The organism is Ruegeria sp. AH7 (assembly GCF_056541325.1).
In genome coordinates this window covers 524048-536418 of sequence record NZ_JBQFYF010000002.1, presented here as the reverse complement: position 1 = coordinate 536418, position 12371 = coordinate 524048, and the positions used below count along the sequence as shown (strand labels likewise).

11 protein-coding genes are annotated in these 12371 nt (G+C 60.0%); 6 read left to right on the top strand and 5 right to left on the bottom strand.

The genetic code is table 11. The features are described 5' to 3' along the window. Nucleotides 1-41: 41 nt before the first annotated feature. A complete protein-coding gene (bcoG, locus tag ACR0JX_RS07240; protein ID WP_480542661.1) occupies nucleotides 42-959 on the bottom strand; it encodes a 3-dehydrocarnitine:acetyl-CoA trimethylamine transferase BcoG in 918 nt (305 codons plus the stop codon). A gap of 131 nt (nucleotides 960-1090) precedes the next feature. Here bcoG and ACR0JX_RS07235 point away from each other — a divergent pair, with 131 nt between their 5' ends. Then, nucleotides 1091-2077, top strand: coding sequence for a GlxA family transcriptional regulator (locus ACR0JX_RS07235; protein WP_480543007.1), 987 nt, complete (start codon nucleotides 1091-1093; stop codon nucleotides 2075-2077). Between the two features lie 69 nt (nucleotides 2078-2146). Here the strand turns inward: ACR0JX_RS07235 and ACR0JX_RS07230 are convergent, their stop codons facing one another. The 3 genes from ACR0JX_RS07230 to ACR0JX_RS07220 are packed head-to-tail and all read right to left on the bottom strand — an operon-like array spanning nucleotide 2147 to nucleotide 5156. After that, entirely contained in the window at nucleotides 2147-3193 is a 1047-nt protein-coding gene (locus tag ACR0JX_RS07230) for an aldo/keto reductase (protein WP_480542659.1), read from the bottom strand. A 34-nt stretch (nucleotides 3194-3227) separates the two neighbouring features. Next, entirely contained in the window at nucleotides 3228-3686 is a 459-nt protein-coding gene (locus ACR0JX_RS07225; protein WP_480542657.1) for a DNA polymerase III subunit chi, read from the bottom strand. Nucleotides 3687-3689: 3 nt separating this feature from the next. Further along, complete coding sequence (locus tag ACR0JX_RS07220; protein WP_480542655.1) at nucleotides 3690-5156, bottom strand: leucyl aminopeptidase; 1467 nt, start codon at nucleotides 5154-5156, stop codon at nucleotides 3690-3692. Between the two features lie 229 nt (nucleotides 5157-5385). Here ACR0JX_RS07220 and lptG point away from each other — a divergent pair, with 229 nt between their 5' ends. The 5 genes from lptG to rsmA all read left to right on the top strand — a co-directional run bounded on the left by lptG (nucleotide 5386) and on the right by rsmA (nucleotide 11778). Further along, nucleotides 5386-6486 carry an LPS export ABC transporter permease LptG gene (gene lptG, locus ACR0JX_RS07215; protein WP_480543005.1) on the top strand — a complete coding sequence of 367 codons (1101 nt, stop codon included), beginning with the start codon at nucleotides 5386-5388 and terminating at the stop codon, nucleotides 6484-6486. After that, a complete protein-coding gene (locus ACR0JX_RS07210; protein WP_480542653.1) occupies nucleotides 6486-8645 on the top strand; it encodes an LPS-assembly protein LptD in 2160 nt (719 codons plus the stop codon). Before lptG ends, ACR0JX_RS07210 begins: the two co-directional genes overlap by 1 nt. Next, nucleotides 8636-9889 (top strand): peptidylprolyl isomerase, encoded by a 1254-nt coding sequence (locus ACR0JX_RS07205; RefSeq protein ID WP_480542651.1) that lies wholly within the window; start codon nucleotides 8636-8638, stop codon nucleotides 9887-9889. Before ACR0JX_RS07210 ends, ACR0JX_RS07205 begins: the two co-directional genes overlap by 10 nt. Then, nucleotides 9886-10851 carry a 4-hydroxythreonine-4-phosphate dehydrogenase PdxA gene (gene pdxA, locus ACR0JX_RS07200; RefSeq protein ID WP_480542649.1) on the top strand — a complete coding sequence of 322 codons (966 nt, stop codon included), beginning with the start codon at nucleotides 9886-9888 and terminating at the stop codon, nucleotides 10849-10851. Before ACR0JX_RS07205 ends, pdxA begins: the two co-directional genes overlap by 4 nt. Before the next feature lie 84 nt (nucleotides 10852-10935). Continuing rightward, nucleotides 10936-11778, top strand: a complete 843-nt coding sequence (rsmA, locus tag ACR0JX_RS07195) for a 16S rRNA (adenine(1518)-N(6)/adenine(1519)-N(6))-dimethyltransferase RsmA (RefSeq protein WP_480542647.1) — start codon at nucleotides 10936-10938, stop codon at nucleotides 11776-11778. Nucleotides 11779-11978: 200 nt separating this feature from the next. Here rsmA and ACR0JX_RS07190 read toward each other — a convergent pair whose 3' ends face one another. Beyond that, nucleotides 11979-12305: a hypothetical protein gene (locus ACR0JX_RS07190; protein WP_480542645.1), complete on the bottom strand. Its 327-nt coding sequence runs from the start codon at nucleotides 12303-12305 to the stop codon at nucleotides 11979-11981. Nucleotides 12306-12371 lie beyond the last annotated feature (66 nt).

The following is a 12371-nucleotide window of genomic DNA, read 5'->3' as shown; positions in this document are numbered from 1 at the left end:
ATTCGCACCCTCCTAGGATCGGTCGCGGCCTGGTGTTGTACCTACTTCGTCACCGGTGCCCGTTTCACCAGCCCTAACTTCTCACGCACTTCTTCAGGTCCAATCACCCGTGCGCCCATATTTTCGATGATCGACCCGGCCCGTTCGACCAACTGCCAGTTCTCAGCCAACACACCCTTCTCGAGCCACAGATTATCTTCCAACCCGACACGCACATTTCCGCCCGCCAAAACCGAGGCCGCCACATACGCCATCTCGTTCCGACCCAGCGAGAAGGCGCTGAAGGTCCAGTCATCAGGGACGTTGTTCACCATCGCCATGAAGGTGTTCAGATCATCCGGCGCGCCCCAAGGCACGCCCATACACAGTTGCACCAGAGCATTCGGCTCCAGAACACCCTCTTTCACCAACTGCTTGGCAAACCAGAGATGGCCGGTATCAAAGGCTTCGATCTCGGGCTTCACACCCAGATCGGTCATCATCCGCCCCATTGCCCGCAGCGCGCCGGGCGTGTTGGTCATGACATAGTCTGCTTCGGCAAAATTCATGGTACCGCAGTCCAAAGTGCAAATCTCGGGCAAACATTCAGCCACATGCGCGACCCGTTCACTCGCACCAACCAGATCGGTTCCGGCCTCTGCCAAAGGCAGCGGAGTCTCAACACCGCCAAACACCATATCACCACCCATACCCGCAGTCAGGTTCAGAACGGCATCAACCTCGGCATCCCGGATGCGGTCCGTCACCTCGCGATACAGCGCCAGATCGCGTGAAGGCGCACCGGTCTCGGGATCGCGCACATGGCAATGCACCACTGCGGCCCCCGCCTTGGCCGCCGCAATCGCGCTCTCGGCAATCTGCTTGGGCGAGCGCGGCACATGCGGGCTGCGATCCTGCGTTCCGCCCGAACCGGTTACAGCACAGGTGATAAAGACCTCGCGGTTCATTTCCAAAGGCATGTTGTTTTCCCCACGTTATACCGGGTTTCACGCCAGGTTTTCCCCAGACTTCTCCCCGGTTATCGATTTGCGTTGCGCGCAAGTCTGGCGCAGCTTTGGAAAAATACTTGCCAGAATACGAATCGAACTTGATGAAATCCGCAAAAAACATCTTGGAACCTGAGCATCGTGCCCTGAAAACAGCGGTGCTGGTGCTGGACGAATGCAACACGCTCAGCTTTGCCTCGGCTGTCGATCCGATGCGCGCGGCAAACCGACTGGCGGACCGGCCTGCTTTTGACTGGGACTATGTGACCGCAACATCGGACCCTGCGATGCTGACCAGCGCGCTGCACGTCCCGGGCACCCCGTTGGCCCGCCTGCAAAGCTGCGATCTGATGATCGTTGTGGCCGGGTTCCAACTGGCTCGCCATGCGACACCCAGCCTGCTGGCCGGTCTGCGTCGCATCGCAGGCACCGGCGCGGCTATGGCCGGGATTGATGGCGGGCCGTGGCTGCTGGCCGAGGCTGGCCTTCTGAATGGTCACGCCGCCACCACCCATTGGGAAGATCTGGATAATTTCGCCACCCGTTTCCCTGACATCGACGTCCGCCCAGACCGCTTCACCGTGTCCGGCAATCGGCTGACCTCGGGTGGCGCAATCCCTGCGGTCGAGATGATGCTGCACATTATAGCGGCACGTCATGGCGCGGGTTTCGCTGCGCGCGTTTCGGGCCTCTTCCTCTACGAGGGCGCACCCGAACCGACCAAACCCCAAAGCCGCACCGGCGCCCCGCACCGCCATACCCCACTGACATCAAAAGCAAACAGCTTGATGCAGGCCTCGCTCGATGACCCGCTGCCACTTGCATCAATCGCAGATCAGCTGGGCACCAGCCCGCGCACATTGCAACAACAGTTCCGCCTGCGCCTGAACACCACGCCACAGGATCACTACCTGCAACTCAGGCTGGCCGAGGCGCGCCGTCTGGTCTCCGACACTGACATGCCCTTGATGGATGTGGCACTGGCGACCGGCTTCGCTTCGCAATCCAGCTTTGCCCGCGCCTTCCGCACAGCCCATGGCCTGTCGGCCCGCGACCTCAGGCACGAGCGTGCGCCCCACTCCCATCACTGACCGGATCCCTTTCATCTGGCCAAATATATCCCGGGGGAGTCGCGCGCAGCGCGGCGGGGGCAGAGCCCCCTAGAACGGCATGGGATGTGAGCGATGCGCTTTGCCGATCGCCTGCACCACCTCATCCGAAAGCCGCAAATCTTTCGCAGCCAAAACATGCTCCAGCTGAGCGACCGACGTGGCCCCGAATATCGCCGACATCATAAAGGGCCGAGTCCGGCACCAGGACAGCGCCATATGTGTCGGGTCCAGCCCGTGTTCCGCTGCAATCTCAAGATATGCGGCCACGGCATCGTAGACGCGATCCGAATCGCGCCCGCCCAGATCCGAAGAAATCGATTTGCGCGATCCTTCCGGAACGGAACCATCCTGATACTTGCCGGTCAACAACCCCGTACCAAGCGGCGAAAACGCCATCAGCCCCACGTCTTCGTGCATGCAAAGCTCGGCCATATCCGTATCGAACAGGCGGCACAGCAAGGAATACTCATTCTGAACCGACGCGACGCGCGGCGTCCCCATCTGTTCGGACAACCGCAACCACTGTGCGGTGCCCCAGGCGCTTTCGTTCGACAGGCCAAAGGCCCGGATATTGCCTTTGTCCACCTGCTCCTGCAGCGCCGTCAGGCAACCCTGCATATTTTCAAGCACGTCACCAGTGTTTTGCCCCGAAGGCACATAATCCCAGTTCTGGCGGAACATATAGCTGCCTCGATTGGGCCAATGAAACTGATAAAGGTCGATATAGTCGGTCTGCAGCCGCCGCAGTGATCCCTCGATAGCCTCGGGAATGGTCTGAGCCGAAATCGGCGCGCCATCACGGGCATGGGCAAAGCCTGCACCTGAATGCTTAGTCGCCAGAACATAGTCACCCCGCCGCGCGGCATTTGCGGCGTTCCAGTTCCCCAAAATCTCTTCGGTTCGGCCCACAGTTTCTTTTGAGATCGGGTTGACCGGGTACATCTCGGCGGCATCCACAAAATTGATCCCCGCACCCAGCGCCAGGTCCATCTGCGCATGCGCCTCGGGTTCTGAAGTCTGGGTTCCAAAGGTCATTGTTCCCAGACACAGGTCAGACACCATGATGCCGGTCCGGCCCAAAGGCTTCATTTCCATTCGTCACTCTCCTGATTTCTGCAATCGCCTTGCGCTAGGCTTCGGCTTTCTTTTCCCAACGGCCCGACTCCTCGGACCAATATTGCGCTGAACAGCCCGCCTGAGTCAGCGTCTTCCACTGGTCGCGCGCATGTTGAACAGCCTGGTCGTCATTGCCGTCGAACAGGATACAGACACGCTCCAGCGCGGTGACCTCATCCGGGGCCACTTCGGCCCCGTCCACCGACATCACGCAGGTGGCCTCATTGCCCGCCTGTTTGTCCGAGGTCAGCAGGATCGGCTGCATCCCATCATGCGGCCCGCCTGCCCGGCCATGGGGCAAGAACCCTTCCTCCGGGCCCAGCCAAAGCTTTTCGTCCAGCCAGTCTAACCGGGCGGGATCAGTACCCCGCACCGCAATCCGCCACCCGGCCTGCTGCGCCTTATCCAGCAGCACCGGCAAAGTGTGCTCCAGCGGCCTTTGGGTCAGATGGTAGAAATAGACGGCGCCCATAGTTTACTCGAAATTGTCCTGCACAAAGCGGCTGAGCGCACGAACACCCCAGCCAGTGGCCCCTTTCGGCGCGTAGGAGGTCTCGGACGCGACCGAGGCCACCCCGGCGATGTCGAGATGAATCCACGGCGTCTCCTCTTTGACAAACCGCTGCAGGAATTGCGCTGCAGTGATCGAACCCGCAGGTCGACCGCCCACGTTTTTCATATCCGCGATACGCGATTTCAGCAGCTTGTCATAAGCATTCCCCAACGGCATCCGCCAAGCGCCTTCATCCTCGGCCTTGGCCGACTTCAGGAAGGCATCACAGAAGGTATCGTTGTTCGAGAATACGCCTGCGTTCTCATGCCCCAGCCCGATGATGATCGCCCCGGTCAGCGTGGCCAGATCGATCATGCCGACGGGTGCGAACCGTTCCTGCGCGTACCACATGACGTCACATAGAACCAAACGCCCCTCGGCGTCGGTGTTGATGATCTCGACCGTGTCGCCCTTCATCGATTTGACCACATCACCCGGCCGCGTGGCGTTACCCGAAGGCATGTTCTCGACCAGACCTACAAGCCCGACCACATTGGCTTTGGCCTTGCGCTTGGCCAGCGCGCGCATCGTGCCGGCGACAACGCCTGCACCGCCCATATCCATGGTCATGTCTTCCATGCCGCCAGCAGGCTTGAGCGAGATACCCCCCGTGTCGAACACAACCCCCTTGCCGACCAGAGCCAGCGGCGCATCGTCCTTGTCGCCCCCGTTCCACTGCATCACCACCACTTTGGACGGGCTGTCTGAACCCTGCCCCACGCAAAGCAAAGTACGCATGCCCAGCTCAGCCAGTTTGTCTTCGTCCAGCACTTCGACCTCAAGGCCCAGTGATTTCATCTCGTCCAGACGGGCGGCAAATTCGCTGGTGGTCAGGACATTTGCAGGCTCATTGGTCAAATCACGGGTCATCCGCACCCCATCCGCAACCGCATACATCGGTGCAAACTGGGCCTCGGCCTCTTCGGGCTTGTTGCAAGAGATTGTGACCGAGCCCGCGGCGTCGCTATCCTTTGTTTTATGCGCATCAAAATCATAGCTGCGCAGGGCGATCCCCATCGCCAGATCCTCGGCCCGTGCCTGATTGCCCGCCATCACCAGCATATCGCGCCCGCCCGCCAGTTTGGCCAATGCGGCACCAACCTTGCGCGCCTCATCCGCCTCGGGGCGGCGGGGCAGGACCAGAACATCCAGCGCCTCGGCAGCCATTCCAACCGGCCAGGCCAGCGAGATGACATCGCCGGTTTTTGCCTTGCCAAACGCATCGCTTTCAACCAGCCGGGCAACGGCCCCTTTGGTCAGGCGATTGGCGCGTCGGGCTGCCGGGCTCATCTTGCGGTCCGCAGGAACCACGATGGCAACGCGCCCTTCGGCCTGCGCCATAGCTTCCACGTCGAAGGCTTGAAAACGGATTGGGACTAGACTGCTCATTGCGCGCTCCTGAAACTGTGTTCCCCAAGACCTAGCCCGCGCCGCCCGGCTTGACCAGATAGCAGTTTTCCCTGACCGCCAATTGCATTAAGGTCCCCCAAAAATATCCGGCAGGCTCGGGGGAGACGACAGTGGCACGACAGGGCAGGCATAGACCGTCGCGCATGGGTTTATGCAAGAGCGATATTGGCCTGAGCGCCAACGCTGCAAACCCAGCGGGGTCACGCTTGTGATTTTGGACCGCTATTTTGCCCGCCGCTTTATGCAGAGCTTTCTGGTTATCGGCGGCATCTTTCTAACCCTGATGATTCTGATTGACCTGATCGAACAAGTGCGCCGGTTCGACGAGGTTGATCTGTCTTTTGGCCGCCTGTTGCAGCTGACCTTGCTGAACACACCTGCCGCGATCAGCGAAATGCTGCCCCTGCTGGTGATACTGGCCACCATAGCGCTGTTTGTCGGGTTGGCGCGCACCTCGGAACTCGTGGTAACCCGCGCGACTGGCCGATCCGGCATACGCGCGCTGGTAGCGCCGGTCTTGCTGGCGCTTGTGATCGGGGCCCTGGCCGTGACCCTTCTGAACCCGATCGCAGCAGCCACCTCGGAAGAGTACAACCGCCTTTCTGATTCCTATCGAAACAATGGCAGCTCAGCGCTGTCGATCAGCGGCGAGGGTCTATGGCTGCGACAAAGCACCGAGACGGGCCAGGCCGTGATACACGCGCGCGGCACAGCAAATGGCGATGAGTTGAAATTGAGCGATGTGACCATCGTTTCATTCAACCCGGACGGAAAACCAACGCAACAGATTGCCGCTGAACAGGCCCGATTGATCGACGGCAGCTGGGTTCTGAGCAACGCCAAAGTCTGGAACCTTGAAGACGGCCAGAACCCCGAGACACAGTCGGTTGAGCATGCTCAGCTTGACCTTCCGACGACGCTGACCCGCCAACGCATTCTGGATACGCTGGGGCAGCAGGATTCTGTGTCGGTCTACGATTTGCCCCAATTGATAGCGGACCTGCGCGAGGCCGGCTTTTCGACCAAACAATATGAGGTCTGGCTACAAGTCCAACTCGCTCGCCCGATCTTTCTGGTTTCGATGGTTCTGATCGGCGCAGCCTTTACCATGCGCCATGTACGCTTCGGCGGCACCGGCGTTGCGGTTCTGACCGCGGTATTGTTGGGGTTTGCCATTTATTTCGTGCGCAACTTTGCGCAAATACTCGGGGAAAACGGACAATTGCCCATCTACGTCGCTGCCTGGGCACCGCCCGTTGCTGCCATCTTCCTGTCGCTCGGCCTGTTGCTACATGCGGAGGACGGCTGATGCCGCGCATTCTGTTTGCGCTGATGGCAAGCGCCCTGGCTGTCACAGCCCCTGCTGCGCTGCTGGCTCAAACTTCACCAGCACCCGCGACCAATCAGGCCACCCAACAGGATGAGCCCGCCCTGTTGGTCGCGGATAAGATATTCATCACGCCCGAACGCGTGCTGGTCGCCGAAGGCAATGTCGAGGCGTTTCAGGGCGATGCCAAGGTCAGCGCGCAGCGTATCACCTTTGACCGCGAAACCGGAAAACTGTCGCTTGAGGGACCCATTCGGATCGATCAGGGCGGGCGGACAACCTTGCTGGCAGATTCAGCCGAGCTGGATGATGGCTTGCAAAACGGGTTGTTGATCGGTGCACGAATGGTGTTCGATCAGCAGGTTCAGGTCGCCTCGGTTCAGGCGCGGCGCGCTTCGGGGCGCTACACACAGTTCAGCAAGGTCGCTGCCACCTCCTGCCATGTTTGTGCAAATGGCAAACCTCCGCTTTGGCAAATCCGGGCGCGCAAAGTGACCCATGATCAGCTAGAGCGGCAGCTTTACTTTGAAGGCGCGCAGCTGCGCGTGCTGGACTACCCGGTCTTCTATTTTCCATATCTGCGCCTGCCCGACCCGACGCTTGAACGCGCGACCGGGTTTCTGGCACCATCCTTCCGCAGAACCTCACAGCTGGGTCTTGGTCTGCAAGTGCCATACTTCATCAAGCTGGGCGACAACAAGGACCTGACGCTGACACCGTTTGTCTCGGCCAGCACCCGAACGCTGGGCTATCGCTATCGGCAAGCCTTCGTGAACGGGCGCATCCAGTTCGAAGGTGCCTATACCCGCGATGATGTGCAGCGCGATCAGGATCGTGGCTATCTGTTTGCCAACGGCTTCTTCAATCTCAGGAATGACTTCCGGCTGACATTCGATCTCAAGACCACGTCAGACGATGCCTATCTGGCAGATTACGGCCTGCCCGATCTCGACCGGCTGCGCAGTGAGATCGCGCTGACCCGGATAAAGCGCGACACCGCCTTCAAGACCAGCCTGATCCACTACAAGACACTGCGCGACAGTGAGGAACAGGATGAGATCCCCTCGCGTGTGTTTGATCTGAACTACGAGAAGCGGTTCTTCCCAAACACGGTTGGGGGCGAAATGCGGCTTGGCTTTGTGGCTCATGCCCATGAACGCACCAGCGACGAGAATGTTGTCGGGCGCGATATCGCGCGCGCGACGTTTGATGCGGAATGGCTGCGCAGCTGGACCTTTGCATCGGGGCTGCGCGCGGATGCCCGGATCGGCGCTGCAATTGATACGTTTAACATCCGCAATGATGACGCTTTTCCCAGCAATGTGACGCGCACCACGCCCCGCGCGGCGCTGACCCTGCGTTATCCCATGACACGGCGCGAACAAACCGGTGCGACCCAGTTTCTGGAACCAATCGTGCAATTCGGCTGGACCGATGCTTCGGACACGGATGTTCCGAACGATGAAAGCACGTTTCAGGAATTCGATCAGGGCAATCTGTTGTCCCTGTCTCGCTTTCCGGCCGAAGATCAGCGCGAAGACGGGGCAACAGCGGTGGTTGGCGTCAATTGGGCGCGTTACAAATCGAACGGATGGCAGGCCTTGGCCACAATCGGTCAGGTCTTTCGCGCCGATGCTGACCCGAATTTCAACCTGACCTCGGGCCTGCAGGGTACCAAATCCGATCTGCTGGTGGCTGGCCAGATTAAAACCGCCAATGGCTGGTCGCTGGCCGGGCGCGGCTTGATCGAAAGCGATTTCAGTTTTACACGCGCCGAGCTGCGCGGCGCCTGGACAGGCGAGTTCAGCGCAATATCAGGCAGCTATGTCTGGCAAGAGCCTGATCCGGCTGAAAATCTGGATGAAGAAGTGTCCGAGATCTGGTTGCGCGGGCGGCACCAAATCGATCAGAACTGGCTGACGCGTGCTTCGGCCCGCTACGATCTTGCCAATTCCGAACCCATCCGCCTGGGGCTGGGTGTGACTTATCAGAACGAATGCGTTCAGTTTAACATGTCCGTAAACAGACGATTTACCTCAACAACCACTATTGAGCCTTCGACCGAATTCGGGTTTACCGTTACGCTGACAGGATATGCCGTTGAAGGCGGCGGAAAGACGTACAAGAGAAAATGCAGTTGATTTCAGGTTTCTTCAGGTTCCTCCGGGGCGGATGCGCCCGTTCGATCTCATCGGCGTTGGCTATCGCTGTTCTGGCAGTCTCTGTCCCGCAGGCCAGTGCGCAAAGCCTGTTTTCCCCTGCGATCCGCGTCAATCAGGATATCATCACCTGGTTTGAGCTTGAGCAACGGCTGGAGTTCCTGAACGCGCTGGGTGTGCCGGGTGGAACCGAGGCAGAAGTGCGTCAGGCCCTAATCGACGACCGCCTGCGCCAGCAAGCCATGCGCGAGGCTGGCGTTCAGGCCGCGCCTGAAGATGTCCAGGTGGGTATTGACCAGCTCGCCGCCCGCGGCCAGTTCAGCACTGAACAGTTCCTGCAACTGCTCAGCGAAGCCGGTATCGAGCCTGAAACCGTTCGTGATTTTGTTGCGGATCAATTGTCATGGCGCGACTATATCAGCGCACGCTTCCTGTCGCAGGCCCGCCCCAGCGAAGACGAGATCAACCGGGCCCTTGGTCAATCCGGTGGTGGTGGTCTGCAGGTTCTGCTCTCCGAAATCATTATCCCGGTGAATCAGCAAACCGTTGCTCAGGCGGAGCGGCTGGCAGAAGAAATCTCGCGCCTTGAAGGGTATGACGCCTTCTCGGCAGCGGCAGCGCAATATTCAGCCGCTGACACCCGCAACAATGGCGGTCGTCTGGACTGGTTGAACATCAGTAACCTACCGCCCGCGCTGCAACCCGTGCTTCTGGGCCTCAAAAACGGTGAGATAACGGAACCACTGACCTTGCCGAACGCCATTGCGCTGTTCCAGATGCGCGGCGTGCGCGAAGTCGCAGCTGGCGCCCCCAGCTATTCGAAGATCGATTATGCAATCTACTACTTGCCTGGTGGTCGCAGTGCGGACGCGCTGGCGCAGGCCGCGCGCCTGAGCGAAGAGATTGACACCTGCGATGATCTTTATGGCATTGCCAAAGGACAACCCGCCGACGTGTTGGAGCGGACCGAAGCCGCCCCCTCCGATATCCCGCGCGATATCGCCGTTGAACTGGCCAAGCTGGACCGGAACGAAGTATCGACCACCCTGACCCGCAACAACGGTCAAACGCTGGTGTTTCTGATGCTGTGCAACCGCACCCGCGACCTGGGCGAAGATACCTCGCGCGTCGACGTGGCCAACGCCTTGACGCAGCAGCGCCTGCAAGCCTTCTCAGAAAGCCTTCTGGAACAGCTGCGCGCCGACGCCACTATCGTCGAACAATGATTGCGCCCATCGCGCTCAGCTGTGGCGACCCGGCTGGAATAGGTCCGGAGATCGCCGCTAAAGCCTGGGCAGAATTGCGCGATGACTGCCCGTTTTTCCTGATTGGCGATGCCACCCACCTGCCCCCAGGTACGCCGGTCACCCGGATCGCCGATCCGGCTGATGCGCTGGACGCAAGCGCCCAAGCACTGCCCGTTCTGCACGTGGATTTCCCGGTCTCCAACATCCCGGGCCAACCGGAACCGGCCAATGCACCCTCGGTTATTGACGCAATCGAGCGCGGCGTTTCTTTGGCTCAATCGGGCGCTGCCTCGGCTCTCTGTACGGCGCCTATCAACAAAAAAGCGCTGATCGACGGGGCCGATTTCGCTTACCCCGGCCATACCGAGTTTCTCGCCGCTCTGGCCGGGTGCCAACATGTGGTGATGATGCTGGCCAGCGCGCAGCTCCGCGTCGTGCCGGCCACGATCCACATCCCGCTCGCGCGTGTGCCACAGGAACTGACGCCGGATCTGTTGACCCAAACCATCGCGCTGACCGCGCACGGCCTGCAACAACAGTTCGGCATCACACATCCCCGGATCGCCGTCGCAGGGCTGAATCCGCACGCAGGCGAAGGCGGCAAGATGGGCACAGAGGAGCTGGACTGGATCGCTGCGCTACTAGAAAGCTTAGACAGCCCCGACTACACCGTCACCGGCCCGCACCCGGCGGATACGCTGTTCCACGCCGCCGCCCGCGCCCGTTATGACGCCGCCATCGCCATGTATCACGATCAGGCCCTGATCCCGATCAAAACGCTGGATTTCGACCGGGGCGTGAATGTAACGCTGGGCCTGCCTTTCATCCGCACCTCGCCCGATCACGGCACCGCGCTGGATATCGCCGGGCAAGGCATCGCCAATCCCACCAGCCTGATCGAGGCCCTGAAACTCGCCCAACAGATGGCACGCACACCTTGATCCTTCACCTGGCTGAAAATATCCCCGCCGGAGGCAAAAAACCTCTGGCGCTGTCCCATCAATCCGCGCGACGGTAACCGGATCATGAGCACTATCGACAGCCTGCCTCCGCTGCGTGAGGTCATCGCCACCCACCAGCTTTCAGCCCGCAAATCGCTGGGCCAGAACTTCTTGCTCGACCTCAACCTGACCGCCAAGATCGCACGCCAGGCAGGGGATCTGACCGAATGCGATGTACTGGAAATCGGCCCCGGCCCCGGCGGCCTGACCCGTGGGCTGCTTTCTGAGGGCGCGCGCAAGGTAGTCGCGGTGGAAAAAGACACGCGCTGTATCGCAGCGCTGAACGACATCGCCGCCGCCTATCCCGGCCAGCTTGACGTGATCAACGGTGACGCGCTGGAAATCGACCCGCTCGAACACCTGACCCCTCCGATCCGCATCGCCGCCAACCTGCCCTATAACGTGGGCACCGAGCTTCTGGTCCGCTGGCTTACGCCACCCCAATGGCCACCCTTCTGGCAAAGTCTGACCCTTATGTTCCAACGCGAAGTGGCCGAACGCATCGTCGCCCAACCCGGCAGTAAAGCCTATGGCCGCCTCGCCATCCTGGCTCAATGGCGGGCCGAAGCGCGTATTGCCATGTCCCTGCCCCCTGGCGCGTTCACGCCGCCACCCAAGGTCTCCAGCGCCGTGGTCCACCTGAGTGCCCTGCCCGAACCACGCTACCCCGCAGACGCCGCAACCCTATCCCGCGTGGTCGCAGCCGCGTTCAACCAACGCCGCAAAATGCTGCGCGCTTCTCTGAAAGGTGTGGCCCCGGATATCGAAGACCGCCTGATCGCCGCCGGGATCAAACCCACAGAGCGCGCAGAACAAGTGCCGTTAGAGGCGTTTTGTGCCTTAGCCCGAGAAATCCGTAAAGGCTGACAATGAGAACCTAACCTGTAAGGTCATGCGAACTCGGAAATCGGTCTTTTTCATCGTCGGGTAAATCGACATTCACCGCGAAACGCATATTGCCGCTATGCGAGAGAAAGCAGCTATTCGGTTCGCTGTGACAAAGGCTGACGTTTCAACGGAATTGGTCGCTCTTTGAGCCCGCAAGTGTTCGTTCTGCCCGAGCGAAACTAATAGTTTTCAAACGTTTCCTCATAGGGCACCCCAACGGCCCGTATTTTATCAACCAACCAAGACAGGCTGACGCCGGAGAATGACCTGAGTTGGATCGGATCCCGCTCATGGAAATGCACCCAGTACTGACGCTCATCCATGTCTTCATGTTTTTGAATGGTCTTGAATTCTATCCGCTCGATCTCAGTTAACGGCGCGGCGAAACCTTGCTCTTTGCCATGTGCGTGGTCAGGGACCTGCCAAAGCAGATCGCGGTCGGTAAGCCGAAAATGCCACTCGCCCGTCGTTGACCGCGCGCGCAGCGCAAAGACCAGTTCCTTCAACAGCCTGTAAATCCCGGTGCCTATCATTATAGCGCCGAAAAAGGACCAAACGGTCCAAGCTTCGAC